Annotated in this window: 16 protein-coding genes; 4 read left to right on the forward strand and 12 right to left on the reverse strand. The window is 69.7% G+C overall.

The genetic code is table 11. The annotated features are described in order from the left end of the window. Window positions 1–151 precede the first annotated feature (151 nt). From DID98_RS33370 to hutH, 9 genes are all read right to left on the reverse strand, one after another. On the reverse strand, window positions 152–1,489 hold the full coding sequence (locus DID98_RS33370) for a glutamine synthetase family protein (RefSeq protein WP_044847659.1): 1,338 nt from the start codon (window positions 1,487–1,489) through the stop codon (window positions 152–154). Between the two features lie 12 nt (window positions 1,490–1,501). After that, a complete protein-coding gene (locus DID98_RS33375) occupies window positions 1,502–2,308 on the reverse strand; it encodes a gamma-glutamyl-gamma-aminobutyrate hydrolase family protein (protein ID WP_124572078.1) in 807 nt (268 codons plus the stop codon). A 727-nt stretch (window positions 2,309–3,035) separates the two neighbouring features. Then, complete coding sequence (gene hutG / locus DID98_RS33385; protein ID WP_124489555.1) at window positions 3,036–3,833, reverse strand: N-formylglutamate deformylase; 798 nt, start codon at window positions 3,831–3,833, stop codon at window positions 3,036–3,038. Between the two features lie 60 nt (window positions 3,834–3,893). Beyond that, window positions 3,894–5,270: a formimidoylglutamate deiminase gene (locus tag DID98_RS33390; protein WP_124572079.1), complete on the reverse strand. Its 1,377-nt coding sequence runs from the start codon at window positions 5,268–5,270 to the stop codon at window positions 3,894–3,896. 150 nt (window positions 5,271–5,420) lie between these two features. After that, a complete protein-coding gene (gene hutI / locus DID98_RS33395; protein ID WP_044847655.1) occupies window positions 5,421–6,644 on the reverse strand; it encodes an imidazolonepropionase in 1,224 nt (407 codons plus the stop codon). Between the two features lie 4 nt (window positions 6,645–6,648). Beyond that, the gene (locus tag DID98_RS33400; protein WP_124489553.1) at window positions 6,649–7,260 is read right to left on the reverse strand and encodes a HutD family protein; all 612 of its coding nucleotides are present in this window, start codon (window positions 7,258–7,260) and stop codon (window positions 6,649–6,651) included. Between the two features lie 2 nt (window positions 7,261–7,262). Continuing rightward, complete coding sequence (gene hutU / locus DID98_RS33405; protein ID WP_124572080.1) at window positions 7,263–8,951, reverse strand: urocanate hydratase; 1,689 nt, start codon at window positions 8,949–8,951, stop codon at window positions 7,263–7,265. Window positions 8,952–8,990: 39 nt separating this feature from the next. Further along, a complete protein-coding gene (hutC, locus tag DID98_RS33410; protein ID WP_124489552.1) occupies window positions 8,991–9,686 on the reverse strand; it encodes a histidine utilization repressor in 696 nt (231 codons plus the stop codon). Between the two features lie 4 nt (window positions 9,687–9,690). After that, on the reverse strand, window positions 9,691–11,214 hold the full coding sequence (gene hutH / locus DID98_RS33415) for a histidine ammonia-lyase (protein ID WP_044847651.1): 1,524 nt from the start codon (window positions 11,212–11,214) through the stop codon (window positions 9,691–9,693). A 225-nt stretch (window positions 11,215–11,439) separates the two neighbouring features. Between hutH and DID98_RS33420 the strand changes: the two genes are divergently transcribed. Next, complete coding sequence (locus DID98_RS33420) at window positions 11,440–12,360, forward strand: glutamate/aspartate ABC transporter substrate-binding protein (protein ID WP_124572081.1); 921 nt, start codon at window positions 11,440–11,442, stop codon at window positions 12,358–12,360. 21 nt (window positions 12,361–12,381) lie between these two features. On the opposite strand, the gene DID98_RS33425 is transcribed toward DID98_RS33420, so the two are convergent. After that, the gene (locus tag DID98_RS33425) at window positions 12,382–13,134 is read right to left on the reverse strand and encodes a 4'-phosphopantetheinyl transferase superfamily protein (RefSeq protein WP_124572082.1); all 753 of its coding nucleotides are present in this window, start codon (window positions 13,132–13,134) and stop codon (window positions 12,382–12,384) included. A gap of 151 nt (window positions 13,135–13,285) precedes the next feature. Further along, on the reverse strand, window positions 13,286–14,338 hold the full coding sequence (locus DID98_RS33430; RefSeq protein ID WP_124572083.1) for an alpha/beta fold hydrolase: 1,053 nt from the start codon (window positions 14,336–14,338) through the stop codon (window positions 13,286–13,288). Between the two features lie 118 nt (window positions 14,339–14,456). Between DID98_RS33430 and DID98_RS33435 the strand changes: the two genes are divergently transcribed. From DID98_RS33435 to DID98_RS36455, 3 genes are all read left to right on the forward strand, one after another. Continuing rightward, window positions 14,457–15,398, forward strand: coding sequence for a LysR substrate-binding domain-containing protein (locus DID98_RS33435; RefSeq protein ID WP_124489547.1), 942 nt, complete (start codon window positions 14,457–14,459; stop codon window positions 15,396–15,398). A 309-nt stretch (window positions 15,399–15,707) separates the two neighbouring features. Continuing rightward, the gene (locus tag DID98_RS33440; protein WP_260428131.1) at window positions 15,708–16,940 is read left to right on the forward strand and encodes an MFS transporter; all 1,233 of its coding nucleotides are present in this window, start codon (window positions 15,708–15,710) and stop codon (window positions 16,938–16,940) included. Further along, window positions 16,931–17,053: a hypothetical protein gene (locus tag DID98_RS36455; RefSeq protein ID WP_044847646.1), complete on the forward strand. Its 123-nt coding sequence runs from the start codon at window positions 16,931–16,933 to the stop codon at window positions 17,051–17,053. Before DID98_RS33440 ends, DID98_RS36455 begins: the two co-directional genes overlap by 10 nt. Window positions 17,054–17,087: 34 nt before the next feature. Here DID98_RS36455 and DID98_RS33445 read toward each other — a convergent pair whose 3' ends face one another. Next, window positions 17,088–18,572, reverse strand: a complete 1,485-nt coding sequence (locus DID98_RS33445) for a deoxyribodipyrimidine photo-lyase (RefSeq protein WP_124523592.1) — start codon at window positions 18,570–18,572, stop codon at window positions 17,088–17,090. Between the last annotated feature and the right edge of the window lie 25 nt (window positions 18,573–18,597).

The raw sequence follows: 18,597 nt of genomic DNA on the forward strand, positions 1-18,597 counted from the left end.
TGGTGCGCGGCGTCGAGCGCGCGGTATTCGGCGGTCGAGCGTGCCTGCGTCGTGCGCGGTGCGGTGGCCGGCGCGGCGGGCTGGATCCACGCGGGTTCGTTACGGTAAGTCATGTTTCCTCCGTCGTTCCTTGATGCGGTCGTGCGCACGCTCACACGTGCAGCAGCAGATGGCGACGTTCCCACGAACTGATCACGCGGAAGAACGCTTCGTATTCGGTTTCCTTCAGCGCCAGGTACGCCTTCACGAACTTGTCACCGAGAATGCCGGCGAGCGGCGTGCACGCCGCCATCAGCGAGATGCCTTCCTCGAGGTTGCGCGGCAGCTGGTACGGCAGGTCGTAGCCGTCGGACGCGATCGGTTCGGTCGGCGCGAGCTGCTGCGTGAGGCCGAGATAACCGGCGGCGAGCGTCGCCGCGAACGCGAGGTACGGATTGCAGTCGACGCCCGGAATCCGGTTCTCGATGCGCCGCGCGACCGGCGTCGACTGCGGGATGCGAAAGCCGACCGTACGGTTGTCGTAGCCCCACTGCACGTTGATCGGCGCGGCCATGAAGCGCGACAGGCGGCGATACGAGTTGATGTACGGTGCGAAGATCGGCATCAGCGCGGGCGTATATTTCTGCAGGCCCGCAAGATAGCTTTGGAACATCGGCGACACGACGCCGCCGTCGTCGGCGAACAGGTTGCGGCCGGTGTGCACATCGGCGAGGCTCTGGTGGATATGCATCGCGGAGCCCGGCTCGTTTTCCATCGGCTTGGCCATGAACGTCGCATACATGTTGTGGCGCAGCGCCGCCTCGCGCACCGTGCGCTTGAACAGGAACACCTGGTCGGCGAGCGACAGCGCGTCGCCGTGCACGAAGTTGATCTCCATCTGCGCGGCGCCGACCTCGTGGATCAGCGTCTCGATGTCGAGGCCCTGCATCTCGCAGTATTCGTAGATGTCCTCGAACAGCGGATCGAACTCGTTGACGGCCTCGATCGAATACGACTGACGGCCGGTTTCCGCCCGCCCCGTGCGCCCGACCGGCGGACGCAGCGGCAGGTCGGGGTCGGCGTTCATGTCGACCAGATAGAACTCGAGTTCAGGCGCGACCACGGGCTTCCAGCCCTTTTCCTTGTACAGGTCGAGCACGCGGCGCAGCACGTAGCGCGGCGAGATCTCGACCGGCGAACCGTCGAAATGCACGCAATCGTGGATCACCTGCGCGGTCGGGTCGACGGCCCACGGAATCAGGCAGATCGTCGACGGATCGGGCACGCACACCATGTCGGGATCGGTCACGCCGGTCAGCGTGCCGTCCTCCGGATAGTCGCCGGTGACGGTCTGCACCATCACGGCCTGCGGCAGGCGCATCGATTCGCCGGACTCGAATTTGTTGCGCGGAATGATCTTGCCGCGCGCGATGCCGGCCATGTCGGGAATGATCGCCTCGACTTCGGTGATGCGGTGCTGGCGCAGGAATTCGCTCAGTTCGGGTTGCATGATCGGCCTCGTTCAGTCGATGTCGGATGCAGCCGGCGACGGCATGGTGCCGCCGGCCGCATAAATGCGGTGTGTCATGCGCGCGCGGCACGCCGCGCCGAATGCCGTAAAGATGTCGCGCGACAGCGGTTGCTCCGCGTGGCGCCATTCGGGATGCCACTGCACGCCGAGCGCGAACGCACGCGCGCCGCGCACGCTCACGGCCTCGATCAGCCCGTCGGGCGCGCTCGCCTCGACCGCGAGGCCCGCGCCGAGCCGCGCGATACCCTGGTCGTGCAACGAATTGACGATCGCGTCGTGCGCGCCGTGCGCGATCCGTTGTAGCAGCCCGCCCGGCGCGAGCTGCACGCGGTGCGCGGGGCCGTACTGCCGCTCGAGCGGATCGCCGTCGCGCTCGCGATGATCGTCGAAGCCCGCGCTCGCATGCAGCCGCTGATGCAAGGTGCCGCCATACGCGACGTTCAGCTCCTGCATGCCGCGGCAGATCGCGAGCACCGGCACGCCCGCATCGATCGCCGCTCGGATCAGCGGCAGCGCGGTCGCATCGCGCGCGGGATCGTGCAGGGTATCGGGCGCGCTCGCCGGGCCGCCGTAGTGATGCGGCTCGACGTTCGAATAGCTGCCGGTCAGCAGCAGCCCGTCGATCGCCGCGACGATCGCGTCGACCGGCTGCCGCGCACCCAGCGCGGGCAGCACGAACGCCAGCGCGCCGGCACCGTCGACCAGCGCGACGAGATACTTCTCCCCGGCCGTGTGGTTCGGATGGGCGCCGCGCATGACGCGATCGGCGGTGACGGCTACGAGCGGGCGCGGTCGCATGATCGCCTCCGCGATAAATGCGCGACGCGTGCGGACGCGCAGGACGATGGCGGCCCGCGATGGCGCTGCACGCGTCCACGCGCGATCGTGCCGCTCGGACGGTGCGGCAGCAGGCGGTGCGATCCGACGCGAAAGCGGAAAAGGACGCTAGGGCAACAATGAAGCGCTGCCGTCGCACTGCACCGCGCTGAACACGTGTGCGGTGACGACATTGAAGCGGCGCAGGCCGCGATGGGGCACAGCGAAGAAGCGGGGCTCGCGTATGGGGGCGGCGCGCGTGCCGCGATCAGCATGCCGGATCGGCCCGGCCTGAGGCGGCGCGCCCGCCGACGGACTTCGGGTCCGGCGTATCGAAGGGCTGGCGGCTTTCACGATCGTACTCGACTGACTGATGAAGGCAGGACACGTGTCGCGATGAAGCGGGGGCGGCAATGCCGCGCGACGACACGTCGGCAAGGTGTCTCGCAACGGATTCCGGCGCGGTGCGGCGCTGATCGACGCCGTCGCGGCCGGGGCGCGCGTGACGACTTCCTGACATTCAGCTTATATCACCTAAAAATTGCGTCAAATTTTCAGGTACCGATCCCGACATCGATCAGACGAAAAAAACGGCATCGACCGCTCGGGTCGATGCCGTTGTGTGCGATGCACCAATGTGCGCCTTGCCAGCCGGCCGGCCGTGGCGCGACATCGCGCCGTGCCGCCGCACGCAGCGCGCGCCGACGGATCAGCGATGCGCGAGCGCGGTTTCGACGAGCGTCTGCAGCAGGGGCACGATCCGCGCGGCGCGCGCTTCGTCGTACGCATACGGACGCGTCTCTTCCATGTAAGTGATCTGCGACAGCTCCAGTTGCACGGCTTCGACGCCGGTCGCGGGCACGCCGTAGTGGCGCGTGATGTAGCCGCCCTTGAAACGCCCGTTCGCGACGGCCGTATAACCGCCGTGCGCGCTCACGCATGCGGCCAGCGCCTCGGCAAGGCCCGGCGCGGCGCTCGCGCCGCTCGACGTGCCGAAGTTGAAGTCCGGCAGGCGGCCCTCGAAGAAGCGCGGCACGTGCGAGCGGATCGAATGCGCTTCCCACACGAGCACGCGGCCGTGCTCGCGCTTCAGCCGCGCGATCTCGCCCTGCAGCGCGTCGTGATACGGGCGCCAGTAGCGGTCGCGACGGCGCATGATCTCGTCGTTGCCGGGCAGCGCGCCCGCCGGATACAGCGGTGCCTTGTCGAACGTATCGACCGGCACGAGCCCGGTCGTGTCCTGCCCCGGATACAGGTTCTCGTTGTCGGGCGGACGGTTCAGGTCGACGACGTAACGCGCGTGCGACGGCACGAGGATCGACGCGCCGAGCGTCGCCGCGAAACCGTACAGGCGCTCGAGGTGCCAGTCGCAATCGTCGACGAAGCGCGCGTCGGGCGTCATCGTCGCGGCGATGTCGTCGGGGATGTGGGTGCCTGCGTGCGGAATCGAGATCAGCAGCGGCAGCGTGCCCTGCTTCAGCGTGAATACAGCCGGTTGTTCAGTCATGTCGCATCACCGTAAAAGTCGGCCGGCGCACGCGCGCGGCGTGCGCCGGATGCCGCGCATTCAGCGCAGCAGTTGCGCCAGCGCGGCGCGGTAGTCGGCATAAGCTGCGGCTTCGTCGCGATGGCGGCGGCCGCTCACGACGCGCTCGCCGCCGGTATAGACGTCGAGCACCGGCGTGTCGCCGTGCTCGGCGAACACCGCGCCCGACAACCACGCCGTGCTGTCGTGCTCGGCAATCGCCGGATGATCGGGATCGAGCACGAGCCAGTCGGCGCGGCTGCCTTCACGCAGCGCGCCGATACGCCGCCCGCTCGCCTGCGCGCCGCCCGCGAGCGACGCGTCGAACAGCCGGTCGGCGACATGCGCCTGCGTGTCGCTCGCGAGCACGTTGCGCGCGCGATGCACGAGCCGCTGCCCGTATTCGAGCAGGCGCAGTTCCGAGCGCCAGTCGACCGACGCATGGCTGTCCGAGCCGACGCCGATCACGCCGCCCTGCGCGAGATAGTCGAGCGCCGGGAACACGCCGTCGCCGAGGTTCGCCTCGGTGGTCAGGCACAGGCCGGCCACCGCGCGACGCTTCGCGAGCGCGGCCGTTTCGGCCGCATCGACGTGCGTCGCGTGCACGAGGCACCAGCGCGCATCGACGTCGAAACGATCGAGCAGCCATTGCACAGGACGCGCGCCGTACGCGCGCACGCAATCATCGACTTCGGCCGTCTGTTCGGCGATATGGATATGCACCGGCGCGTCGTCGGGCAGGCCTTCGAGCAGCACGCGCAAGCCGTTCTCGGACACCGCGCGCAGCGAGTGCGGGGCGACGCCGTAGCGCAGGCCGCCGTGCTCGGGCGCGACGCGGCGCATCGCGTCGAGCAGCTCGAGCAGGCCGTCCGGCGTATTGATGAAGCGACGCTGGTCGTCGCGCGGCGGCTTGTTGCCGAAGCCGGCGAACTGGTACGACACGGGCAGCATCGTGATGCCGATGCCGGCCGAGCGCGCGGCATCGATCACGCGCGCACCGAGTTCCGCGATCTGCGGATAGCGTGAGCCGTCCTGCGCGTGATGCACGTAGTGGAATTCGCAGACCGACGTGTAGCCGCACTTCAGCATCTCGACGTACAGCCAGCGCGCGATCGCCGCAAGCGCGTCGGGCGTGATCTTCAGCGCGAAGCGGTACATCAGGTCGCGCCAGCTCCAGAAGCTGTCGGCGGGATTCGCGCGATATTCGGTGAGCCCCGCCATCGCGCGCTGGAACGCGTGCGAATGCAGGTTCGGCATGCCGGGCAGCACGGGCCCGGCCGCGCGCGCGACGCCGGCCGGCGCGTCGGTGTCGGGCGTCACGTCGGTCAGCGTGCCGGCCGCGTCCCAGCGCAGCAGCACGTTGCGGCGCCAGCCATCGGGCAGCCGGGCATGGTCTGCGAACAACATAGAGTCGGTCATCGTGAGTCCTTGTTGGCCGGATTCGGCGAGCTAACGCGCAGTCCGGTCCCAAGCCCCGGATGGCAGGAGGCGGCGCGTCGGCGCCCGCTTCCGCTCCGTGGCGATCGACCGGACCGACGCTTCAGCGCCGCGTCCGGCCCTCCGCAAAAACTAGCCGTTCATCCGGCGAAACACCGTCGCGCCGCCGCGCACGACCTGCTCGCACAGCGGCCGGCCGATCCAGTACGCGAGCTCCGACAGCGAGCCGACCGACCAGACCGCGAAATCGGCCTGGCGGCCGATCTCGAGCGCACCGTGACGATCGGCGCGACCGAGCGCCGCGGCCGCATGGCGCGTCACGCCCTGCAGCACCTCGGGCACCGTCATGCGGAACAGCGTGCAGCCCATGTTCAGCGTCAGCAGCAGCGATTCGAGCGGCGAGGTACCGGGGTTGTGATCGGTCGCGAGCGCGATCGGCACGCCATGCTTGCGCAGCAGCTCGATCGGCGGCAATTGCGTTTCGCGAATGAAGTAATACGCGCCGGGCAGCAGCACGGCGACCGTGCCGGCCGCCTTCATCGCCTCGATGCCGGCTTCGTCGAGAAATTCGAGGTGGTCAGCCGACAGCGCGCGATAACGCGCGGCAAGCGCGGTGCCGCCCGCGTTCGACAACTGCTCCGCGTGCAGTTTCACCGGCAGCCCGCGCCGCGTCGCGGCCTCGAACACGCGCTCGGTCTGCGCGAGCGAAAAACCGATGCGCTCGCAGAACACGTCGACCGCGTCGACCAGGCCTTCGTCGGCGAGCGCCGGCAGCATCCGGCCGCACACTTCGTCGATGTATTCATCCGCACGGCCCGCATATTCCGGCGGCAGCGCGTGCGCGCCGAGGAACGTGGTGTAGACCGTGACCGGGAAGCGCTCGCCGAGCTGGCGCGCGACGCGCAGCATCTTGCGCTCGCTCGCGAGGTCGAGCCCGTAGCCCGACTTGATCTCGATCGCCGTCACGCCGTCGGCGAGCAGCGGCTGCAGGCGCGCGGCGGCCTGCACGAACAGCGTCGTCTCGTCGGCCGCGCGCGTCGCGCGCACCGTCGACACGATCCCGCCGCCCTGCCGCGCGATCTCCTCGTAGCTGACGCCGGCGAGGCGCTGCGCGAACTCGTCGGCCCGCGTGCCGCCGTACACGAGGTGCGTATGGCAGTCGACGAGGCCCGGCGTCACCCACGCGCCGTGCAGGTCTTCCCGCTGCCAGTGCGCATAACCGTGCGGCAGCGCGGACAACGCGCCGAGCCACACGATCGTGCCGGTTTCGTCGACGGCGATCGCCGCGTCGTCGATCGTTTCGTCGGGATGGCCGTGCGGACACAGCCTCAGGTGATGCCAGACAGTCGGTTTCATGCGTTCAGTCTCGTTCGCCGACGGCGAGCGACACGGCGAGCAGCGCGCCGCCTCCGCTCACGACGACGTCAAACGCACGCTGCGGCCCGTCGAGCCGCAGCGTGTCCATTTCCTGCAGTGCGTAGTGCGCGCCGTCGATCTCGACGCCGACCGCGCCCGTCGCGCAGAACAGCAGCACGGTATCGGCGCGCTCGGCGCGGTGCGTGCCTTCGGGCCACACGTCGAGCGTCCCGCGCGCGGCCGAACGGCGCGTCATCAGGTTGAAGTCGCGCGTCGCGCCGTCGTGCAGCGTCGCGTCGATCGCCGTCTCGCCGGCGAAGTCCGCACGCGCGAGCGGCGCGTCGAGCACGTGGCGCGCGCCCCCTTCTTCGGCGAGCGTCATGCCCGCGCCGGACAGCAGCACGAGCGTGCGGTCGATCCCGTCGAAACGCGAGAACGGGCCGGCCGCGCCGACGTCCGCGACGCTCACGCGCCATGCGAACCTATCGAGCGCGGCGCCCGGCGGGAATGCACCGATCTCGCGCGTCACGCCGCCGCCGTTCTTCCACGGCGACGCGACGAGATCCGCCGCGCGGATCATCGTCACGCTCACCGGCGCCTGGTCGAGCGCCGTCATGCTCAGCGGCCGAGCATCGGCAGCTTCAGGCCGGCTTCGCGGGCCGTCTGCTGCGCGAGTTCGTAGCCGGCATCCGCATGGCGCATCACGCCCGTCGCCGGATCGTTCAGCAGCACGCGGCCGAGACGCTCGTGCGCTTCGGCGGTACCGTCGGCGACGATCACGACGCCCGAGTGCTGCGAGAAGCCCATGCCGACGCCGCCGCCGTGGTGCAGCGACACCCACGATGCGCCGCCTGCGGTGTTCAGCAGGGCGTTCAGCAGCGGCCAGTCGCTCACGGCGTCCGAACCGTCCTTCATCGATTCCGTCTCGCGGTTCGGGCTCGCGACCGAACCGGTGTCGAGGTGGTCGCGGCCGATCACGATCGGGGCCTTCAGTTCGCCGTTCTTCACCATCTCGTTGAACGCCTGGCCGAGGCGATAGCGATCCTTCACGCCGACCCAGCAGATCCGCGCCGGCAGGCCCTGGAACGCGATGCGCTCACGCGCCATGTCGAGCCAGTTGTGCAGGTGCGGATCGTCGGGGATCAGCTCCTTCACCTTCTGGTCGGTCTTGTAGATGTCTTCCGGATCGCCGGACAGCGCGACCCAGCGGAACGGGCCCTTGCCTTCGCAGAACAGCGGGCGGATATAGGCCGGCACGAAGCCCGGGAAGTCGAATGCGTTCTCGACGCCCATTTCCAGCGCCATCTGGCGGATGTTGTTGCCGTAGTCGAGCGTGGCGGCGCCGCGCTCCTGCAGCGTCAGCATCGCGCGCACCTGCACGGCCATCGACTGCTTCGCGACCTTCACGATGCTCTGCGGATCGACCTTCTGCGCTTCGCGCCATTGCGCGACGGTCCAGCCTTGCGGCAGGTAGCCGTTGATCGGGTCGTGCGCGCTCGTCTGGTCGGTCACGCAGTCCGGCGTGATACCGCGCGTCACGAGTTCCGCGAACACGTCGGCCGCGTTGCCGAGCAGGCCGACCGACACCGGCTTGCCGGTGCGCTTCGCTTCGTCGATCATGCCGAGCGCTTCGTCGAGCGTCGTCGCCTTCTTGTCGACGTAGCGCGTCTTCAGGCGGAAGTCGATGCGCGTCTCGTCGCATTCGACCGCGATCATCGAGAAGCCGGCCATCGTCGCGGCGAGCGGCTGCGCGCCGCCCATGCCGCCGAGGCCGCCCGTCAGGATCCAGCGGCCCGACGGATCGCCGTTGAAGTGCTGGTTCGCGACCGAGAAGAAGGTTTCATAGGTGCCCTGCACGATGCCCTGGCTGCCGATGTAGATCCAGCTGCCGGCCGTCATCTGGCCGTACATCATCAGGCCCTTGCGGTCGAGCTCGTGGAAGTGATCCCAGGTCGCCCAGTGCGGCACCAGGTTCGAGTTCGCGAGCAGCACGCGCGGCGCATCCTTGTGCGTGCGGAACACACCGACCGGCTTGCCCGACTGGATCAGCAGCGTCTCGTTCTCTTCGAGATCCTTCAGCGACGCGAGGATCTGGTCGTAGCATTCCCAGTTGCGCGCCGCGCGGCCGATGCCGCCGTACACGACGAGCGCGTGCGGATGCTCGGCGACTTCCGGATCCAGGTTGTTCTGGATCATCCGGTAGGCCGCTTCGGCCAGCCAGGTCTTGCAGACCTTCTCGCGGCCGCGCGGCGCGCGGATCGTGCGGGTCGGATCGAGACGGGGATCGATGTGTTTCGGATGGTTCATGACGACTGCTCCCGAAGGAAAATGACTATCAAATAGGTATCAGAAATGCCCGGTGAAGCGATAACGGCTGCCGGGGTGCCACAGATTCGCCACCGAGGCGACGACGCCCTGCGACCAGGTGCGCCGATGTAAAACCAGACACGGCTCGACGTCGTCCATCCGCAGCTGCTCGCGCCGCCCGGGCGCCGGAGCCGCCGCTTCGATCCGGTACTCGACGCGCTGCAGCGGGGCCGCGCGCATCAGGTACAGGTTCGGCGTCGTGTTCGTAAAATCCTGCTCGGCATAATCCGGCGCGACCGCCGGATTCACCCACCGTTCTTCGAGCTGGACGGGTTCGTCATTCTCGAAGTGCAACACCTGCGAATAAAACAGCTTCGCGCGCACGGCCATCTGCATCTCGTCGGCGAGCGCCTCGTCGGCGCGGATCGTCTCGAGGCCGAGTACGCTGGCGCGGTACGCATGGCCACGCGCGTCGACCTCTTCCGAGATGCTGCGGATCGCGACGAGCGTCGACTCGTACTTCGGCCGCGCGACGTAGGTGCCGGCGCCCTTCATGCGCGTCAGCACCTGCTCGGCCGTCAACTCGCGCAACGCGCGGTTGACGGTCATGCGCGCGACCTTGAACTCGCGGGCCAGTTCGTTCTCGGAGGGCACCTGGTCGCCCTCCGCCCACTCGCCGGCGTGAATGCGGCCCAGGATGAAATCCTTGATCTCCTGGTAGACCGGCGCGCTCATGGGCTTACTGTTCCGATGCGAACGAGAACGGCGCGACCTTCGCGAACGCGCGCTCGCCGACGAGCTTCGCGATCACCGCGATGTCCGGTGCGAAGTAGTGGTCGAGCTCGTAGTGCGCAACCTTGCCGCGGATCGTTTCCATCACCGGCGCGAGCTTCGGGCTCGTGTGGTACGGCGCGCGCAGGTCGACGCCCTGGGCGGCGGCCAGCAGTTCGATCGCGAGGATGTGCTTCGTGTTGTCCGCGATGTCGGCGAGCTTGCGCGCGGCGAACGTCGCCATCGACACGTGGTCTTCCTGGTTCGCCGAGGTCGGCAGCGAGTCGACCGACGCCGGGTGCGCGAGCGTCTTGTTTTCCGATGCCAGCGCGGCCGCCGTCACGTGGGCGATCATGAAGCCCGAGTTCACGCCGCCGTCCTTCACGAGGAACGGGGGCAGGCCCGACAGCGTCGCGTCGATCAGCAGCGCGATGCGGCGCTCGGCCAGCGCGCCGATTTCCGCCGCGGCAAGCGCGAGGTTGTCGGCCGCGAATGCGACGGGTTCGGCGTGGAAGTTGCCGCCCGACAGCACTTCGCCGGTATCCGGGAAGATCAGCGGGTTGTCCGACACGGCGTTCGCTTCGACCAGCAGCACGTCGGCTGCATGGCGCATCTGGTCCAGGCACGCGCCCATCACCTGCGGCTGGCAGCGCAGGCTGTACGGATCCTGCACCTTGTCGCAGTCGCGGTGCGACTGGTTGATCGGCGAGCCTTCGAGCAGGTCGCGGTACGACGCGGCCGCGTCGATCTGGCCTTGATGGCCGCGCAGTTCGTGGATGCGGGCGTCGAACGGCTTCACCGAGCCGGCCGCCGCGTCGACCGACAGCGCGCCCGCGACCAGCGCGGTGCGGTACAGGTCTTCGATCGCGAACATGTTGTCGAGCGCCAGCGCGGTCGACGCCTGCGTGCCGTTCAGCAGCGCCAGGCCTTCCTTCGCCTGCAGCGTCAGCGGCGCGAGGCCCGCGACGCGCAGACCGTCCAGCGCGCTGGCGCGCTCGCCGCGGATGAACACTTCACCGACGCCCAGCAGCACGGCCGACATGTGCGCGAGGGGTGCCAGGTCGCCCGATGCGCCGACCGAGCCCTTCACCGGGATCAGCGGCAGCACGTCGGCGTTGAACAGCGTGATCAGCGCGTCCATCACTTCGCGACGGATGCCCGAGTGGCCGCGGCCGAGGCTCGACAGCTTCAGTGCCATCAGGAGACGCACCGACGAGCGCGCCATCGGCTCGCCCACGCCGACCGCATGCGACAGCACCAGGTTCTTCTGCAGCAGCTCGAGCTGGTCGTGCGGGATGTGCGTGCTGGCCAGGCGGCCGAAACCCGTGTTGATGCCGTATGCGGGCTCGCCCTTCGCCGCGATGTCGGCGACGGCTTTCGCGCCCGCGTCGATCTTCGCGAAGCTCGCCGGGTCGAGCTTGAGCTGCACGGATTCGCGAGCGATCTTGCGCAGTTGCGGAAGGGTCAGGTGGCCGGGGGTCAACGTAATCATGTGAGCAATCCTGTCTAGACAAGTTCGGGATGGATTGCAGTGTAGCCACCGCGACTTGTCTAGACAACCTGTTTTTCATAATTCCGACTCGGGAGTTTCCCTGATGTCCGGCGCGGCGCGCCGGAGCGGCCCGACAGGCTTCTCAATTAACATATGTTGCAATTATTTTGTCTTTGGCAACATACGAATCGACGCTTCCCTACGATCCGCCCACGGAGATCCGCCATGACCACCCCGCCCCGGTTGACCACCCTTCTCGGCCGCGGCCTGCTCGTCGCCGCGTGCGCGCTCGCGTGCGGCGCATCGCTCGCCGCGGAGCCGCTGTCCGGCACGCTCGAGAAGGTGCGGCAAAGCGGCCTGATCTCGATCGGCCATCGCGAGACGTCGGTGCCGTTCTCCTATGTCGACGCGAGCGGCAAGGTGATCGGCTTCTCGCAGGACCTGTGCGACCGCGTGATCGCCGCCGTGAAGGCGCGCACCGGCAAGCCCGACCTGCAGGCGCGCTTCATCCCGGTCACGTCGCAGAACCGCATCCCGCTCGTGCAGAACGGCACCGTCGATCTCGAATGCGGGGTGACCACCAACCTCGCCGCGCGTCACGCGCAGGTCGCGTTCTCGACCACCTTCTTCGTCGCGACGACGCGCCTGCTCACGCGCACGAACTCGGGCATCCGCGACTTCCCCGATCTCGCCGGCAAGACGGTCGTGACGAATCAGGGCACGACGTCCGAACGCCTGCTGCGCAAGATGAACGAGGAAAAGAAGATGAACATGCAGATCATCAGCGCGAAGGACTACGGCGAAGGACGCCTCACGCTCGAATCGGGCCGCGCGGCCGCGTACATGATGGACGACGTGCTGCTCGCCGGCGTGCGCCAGCTCGCGGCGAAGCCGGCCGACTGGGCGATCGTCGGCACGCCGCAATCGTCGGAAGCGTACGGGTTCATGCTGCGCAAGGACGATCCGCAGTTCAAGGCGCTCGTCGACGGCGTGCTCGTGCAGCTGATGAAGAGCGGCGAGATCAACGCGCTGTACGACAAGTGGTTCATGAAGCCGGTGCCGCCGAAGGGGCTCGCGTTCGAGTTCCCGATGAGCGACGTGATCAAGGCGCGCTACGCGGCGCCCAACGACGTACCGCTCGAATGAGCGTCGCGCGCTGAAACGGGGTCAGCGCGCCCACGCGACGCACGCCGCGTAGCCGGGCGCCGCGTCGAGCCAGCCCGCGTCGAACGCGGCCACGCCGGCGGCGGGCGCGGCCGGCTCGACGATCGTCGTCGCGGGCGTCGCCGCATCGCGCGGCGGCACGACCGCGAACGCGCGCAGCCCGCCGACGATGCCGGTGCCGAGCGCCTTCAGCAGCGCCTCCTTCGCGGCCCACACGCGCATGAACGCGTCCGCGCGGGCGGCGAGCGGCAGGCCGTCGAGATACGCAGCCTCGGCGGCCGCGCACACTTCGCGCGTCAGCGCACGCCAGTCGGTCGTGCGGTTGCAGCTTTCGATATCGACGCCGACGCGCCCCGTCGCCGCCCACGCGATGAGCGCGTGATCGCCCGCGTGCGACACGTTGAAATCGAGCGACACGCGATGCGCGGAATCCAGCGACGGCCGTCCCGATGCGTCGACGACGATCGCGACGTCCTTCGGCGCGACGCCGAGCGCCGCACCGAGCACGTCGCGCAGCGCGGCGCGCGTCGCGGCACTGCGCACCGCATCCTCGTGCCGCAGATAGCGCCCGGCACGCGCCCGCTCCGCGTCGCTCAGTGCGGCGTAGGCGGGCGATGCGAGCGGCACGCGCCAGTCGAAATCGACGCGCGCGACCTGCACGCCGGCACGCGACGCGGCCGGCGGCACATCGAGCAGGTGCACGCGCCACGCGCGGGACAGGTCGTCGGCAATCTCGGAATCGGGTGGAATGGACATCGGCACGCGGCAGCCAGGCGAACGAAACGTTCGATGTTAATCGATCGTACGGGACGGAGACCGACGCATCGCGACCGAGATCGTCGGCAGCGGCAGCAGCGGCAGCCGGTGCAACCGTCTCATCGACGCGATGGCCGGGTTGCGCGCGCGTTCACCCGTGCGCGACGGCACCCGGCACGCCGCTTCCCGCCAGCCGCGCACGCTGCGCCGGATGGCGCGCGTGGACGCGGCCCGGCGCATCGGCCGGCAGCGCGCCGTGTTGCAGCCAGTCCAGCGCGACGGGCCACAGCGTGTCGGTGAAGCGGCTGTGGAAGAACGCGAAGTGGCCTATCGCGTCGACGCCGATGTCGCGCGGCGCGATCCGCAGGTGCGTGACGTCGCTGCCCGTGTAGTAGCCGACCAGCCGTTCGATCGCGTCGACCGTGCCGAACCCGTCGTCGTCGAGGCCGATCGCGAGCATCGACGCCGGCAGCCGCGCGAAGCGGGCCGGCAGCGCGGCGCGGCTCGCCGCGGGTTCGGCGAGCAGGCCGTGCGTGAAGGCGTCCTCGAAGCGCGGTTGCGCGCGCACCCACGACAGCGCGACGCCGCGCGGCGTGTCTTCCATCCAGCCGAGCCGCTTCGCGGGCACGTAGCCGAACACGGCCGCGAGCGCCGGCATCGCGACGTGCCATTTCCACCACATGCGCCGCCGCTCTTCCGGCCGATAGTCGCGCCAGTACGCATACTGCGCGCCCACCGTCACCACGTGACGCACGTACGCGTTCGACGCCGCGAGCCCGAGCACGCAGCCGCCGATGCTGTGCGCGACGACGTCGAGCGGCTGGCCCGGAAATGCATCGCGCGCGTATTGCAGCGCGGCCTCGCAATCGAGCCGCCCCCAGTCGAGCCAGTTCGCGCGCAGCTTCGCGAGCCGCGCGGGGCGCGAGCCGCCGATCCCGCGATAGTCGTAGACGAGCACGTCGCGCCCCCGCGCGAACAGCCAGGCCGCGAAACGGAAGTAGTAGTCGCAGCGCACCGACGTCGCGCAATTGACGACCGTCACGGGCCGCACGGTGCTGCCGCGATGCCGCCACACGTAGCCGCGCAGCACGTAACCGTCGGCCGCGGTCAGCGTCACGACCTCCGGCGGCAACGCACCCGCCGGGCGCCCCGCTGCCTGATCCGCCGCGCACGCGGCCCCGCCTGCTTCGTTCGAAATCGTCATCGTGTCTCCTGTGCGGCACCGCCTGCCCGGCGCCCGCCCGATCGGCCAGCCTCCATTGAACTTGACGCGCCGGACGTTCTCAACCAATCTTGCTGCTCCGTTCGCATGAGCCCTACGCATGTCAACGCCGCTCGTCCGTCTCCCGTCGCTGGACCTCGTGCGCGGCTTCGTCGCCGTCGGCCGCCGCATGAGCATCACGCTCGCCGCGCAGGACCTGTGCGTCACGCAGTCGGCGGTCAGCCGCCAGGTGCACGCGCTCGAGGCGCATCTCGGCGTCGCGCTGCTGCAGCGCGGCTATCGCAAGATCGCGTTCACGCCGGAAGGCGAGCGGCTGTTCCGCGCCGCCGATGCGGCGCTGCTCAGCCTGCAGGACACCGTCGCATCGCTCGCCGCCGCACGCGAGCGGCAACCCGTCACGATCACCGCGAGCATCGGCGTCACCGCGCTGTGGCTGCTGCCCAGACTCGGGCGCCTGCAGGCGCGCCTGCCCGACATCGACTTGCGCGTGGCCGCGAACGACAAGGTACTCGATTTGCGCGCGGAAGGCATCGACCTCGGAATCCGCTACTGCCCGCGCGAGCGCGCGCCGGCCGGCGCGCTGCACCTGTTCGACGAGATCGTCGTGCCGGTCGCGCACCCCGCGCTGGCCGCCCGGCCCGTCACCGACGCGGCCGCTATCGCCGAGCACGTACTGCTCGAATTCGACGGGCCGCCGCAAACCCGACTGCAGTGGCGTGCGCACCTGCACGCGGCCGGGCTCGGCGACGCGCGCCCGAAGGGCGTGCTGCGCTTCAACCAGTACGACCAGGTCATCCACGCCGCGATCGCCGGCCAGGGCGTCGCGCTCGGCAGGCTCGCGCTCGTCGCGCCGATGCTCGCCGACGGCCGGCTCGCGGTGCTCGGCCCGCACTCGCAGGCGTTGTCGGATGCGTACGGCTACTGGCTGTTCCGGCACGATCCGGCACCGCGCCGCGAAGTCGCCGACGTGCGCGACTGGATCCTCGCGGAAGCGGCCGAGTGCGACGCCGCGATGCGGGCGTACGACGTGGCGCAGCGGTAGCCGCGAGCGAAATTCCGCATCGAGCCGGCGCCGGCGCGGTCTTGCGCACGTACATGAACGCCGCCACGGGCAATGCACCGACGCCCCGTCCCCGCTGCATCGGCCGCCTGTCACGCCGGCTGCATGCGGCGCAGCGGCTTCACGCATCCGGCGCGTGCAGCCCCCGTCACCGACATCGCGTCCGCGCCGCATCACATTCCCCGCACGCATGCGAACGCGACCGAATGATTGCTTGAGCGGCCGGCGGCCGGATCGTCTAATCGGATCGAACGCGGCCGCCGCGCCGCACGCATCCATCCGGAGACACGCATGACCCCGATCGAACAAGACGCCCGGCGCCGCTGGCTGCCGGTGCTCGCGGGCGGCCTGATCATGGGCGCCGCGCTCGGCATCCGTCACGTGCAGGGACTGTTCCTCGCCCCCGTCACGCTCGACCACGGCTGGTCGCGCGAAGCGTTCGGCCTCGCGCTCGCGCTGCAGAACCTGATCTGGGGCATCGCGCAACCGTTCACCGGCATGATCGCCGACCGCTTCGGGTCGGTGCGCGTGATCGTCGCCGGCATGCTGCTGTACGCGGCCGGGCTCGTCACGATGGCGTTCGCCGCGTCGGCCGGCGTGTTCACGGCCGGCGCGGGGTTCGTGATCGGCGTCGCGCTGTCGGGGTCGGCCTTCGCGTCGATCTACGGCGCGCTAAGCCGCCTGTTTCCGCCCAACCGGCGCGGCTGGGCGCTCGGCGTCGCCGGCGCGATCGGCGGGCTCGGCCAGTTCTGCATGGTGCCGGTCGCGCAGGTGCTGATCGGCGGCATCGGCTGGCAGCATGCCTTCGTCGCGCTCGCCGTCGTCACCGCGCTGCTCGCACCGCTCGCCGTGCTGGTGCGCGACCGGCCCGCGCAGGCCGCGAGCCGCGCGGACGGCCCCGACCAGTCGATCGGCGCGGCGGTGCGCGAAGCGTTCGCGCATCGCGGCTTCTGGCTGCTGAACGCAGGATTCTTCGCGTGCGGGTTCCAGCTCGCGTTCATCGCGACCCACCTGCCCGCCTACCTGCTCGATCACGGCCTGCCGGCGCGCCACGCCAGCGTCGCGCTCGCGCTGATCGCGCTGACCAACGTGGCCGGCACCTACGCATGCGGCCATCTCGGCGGCCTGCTGCGGCGCAAGTACGTGCTGTCCGTGCTGTACCTCGTCCGCGCGCTGGCAATGGCCGCGTTCGTTGCAGCGCCGTTGTCGCCCGCGAGCGTCTACGTGTTCGCGGCCGTGATGGGCTTCACGTGGCTCGGCACGGTGCCGCTGACCAACGGCGTGATCTCGCAGGTGTTCGGCGTGCGTTACATCGCGACGCTGTTCGGCTTCGTGTTCTTCGGGCACCAGCTCGGCAGTTTCTTCGGCGTCTGGCTCGGCGCGCTCGTGTACGACGCGACGCATTCGTACCTGCCGCTGTGGATCGGCTCGATCGCGCTCGGCGTGCTGGCCGCGCTGCTGCACCTGCCGATCGACGACGCGCGCATCGCGCGGCCGGTGCCGGGCAAAGCCGCATGGGCGTGATGCGTGCGGCGCTGGCCGCCGGCGCGCTCGCGTTCGTCGCGTGGTGCGGCGCGGCCTACTTCGATTCGGGCGTCGCGCTCGCGCTGCTCGAGCACGCGGCGTTCTGCGACTGACGCGGCGAACCGTGCCGCGCGCAGCGACGGCCGGTCACGCCTGGCGACGCTTCGGCAACGAGGCCAGCGCATCGAGCGCGCGACGGCGCGCGCCGTCGTGATCGACGATCGGCGCCGGATAGTCGACGTCGAGCCGCACGCCGGCCTCCGCAAGCTCCATCGGGGATGCCTCCCACGGCGCGTGGATCGTCACCGCGTCGAGGCCCGCGAGTTCCGGCACCCAGCGGCGCACGTACGCCCCTTGCGGGTCGAACTTCCGGCCCTGCGTCACCGGATTGAAGATGCGGAAATACGGCGCGGCGTCGGCGCCGCAGCCGGCCACCCATTGCCAGTTCGCCGGGTTGTTCGCGGCATCCGCGTCGACGAGCGTGTCGTGGAACCAGCGCTCGCCGGCCCGCCAGTCGATCAGCAGATGCTTGACGAGAAACGATGCGACGACCATCCGCACGCGGTTGTGCATCCAGCCGGTCGTCCACAGCTCGCGCATCCCCGCATCGACGAGCGGGTAACCGGTCAGCCCGCGCTGCCACGCGCGCAGCGCGGCAGGATCGTCGCGCCACGGCATCGCGTCGAACTGCGCCCGGAAGTTGTCGGTCGCGAGCGCCGGAAAGTAATACAGCAGCACATGGCTGAATTCGCGCCAGCCGAGTTCGCTCAGGAACTTCTCGGCGCCGGCCGCGCAGGCCGCACCGCCCGCCTGTGCCGCACCCTGCACCGCATGCCACACCTGTCGCGGCGACAGGTTGCCGAAGCGCAGGCACGGCGATAGCCGGCTCGTCGCCGACCGGTCGGGCCGGTCGCGCGTATCGGCATAGCCGGTCAGCGACTCGACGGAAAACGTATCGAGCCGCGCCTGTGCGCCGGCTTCGTCGGGTGCCGGCCACGCGTCGCGCAGGCCGCCCGCCCAGTCCGGCGCGTGCGGACGCAACCCGAGCGCGTCGAGCGGCAGAGCGCGTTCGCGCACGCCGGCCGGCCACGGATGAAACGCGATCCGCTCAGGCTCCGGCAGCGGCGCCGCCACCGTGCGATCGCGCCGCACCGCGCGCCAGTACGCGGTAAACACCTGGAACGGCGTGCCGGCGCCCGTCAGCACGTCCCACGGTTCGTTCAGCAGGCTGCCGTTGCTGCTCTCGACCTCGACGCCGCGCGCCTTCAGCGACGCCTTCAACGCCGCATCGGCATCGCGCTGCGGCTGCGCATAGCGGCGGTTCCAGTACACCGCTGCCGCGCCCGTGTCCTGCGCGACGCGTTCGATCTCGCGCGGCGCATCGCCGCGCAACAGCAGCAGGCGTCCGCCATGACGCGCGAGCGCCGCATCGAGTCCGGCGAGCGACCCATGCAGCCACCAGCGCGCCGCCCCGCCGAGCGCGCGCCCCGCGCCTTCGCCCGTGTCGTCGACGTACACGCATACGAGCGGCCGGCCCGACGCAACCGCGCGCGTCAGCGCGGGCTGGTCGGTCACGCGCAGATCGTCGCGGAACCACACGATGGCAGGAGCAATGGTCGACTTCGCTGGCACGGGCACCTCGAGCAGGAAACTGAAG

Source organism: Burkholderia sp. Bp8984, assembly GCF_003853755.1.
Lineage (GTDB): Bacteria > Pseudomonadota > Gammaproteobacteria > Burkholderiales > Burkholderiaceae > Burkholderia.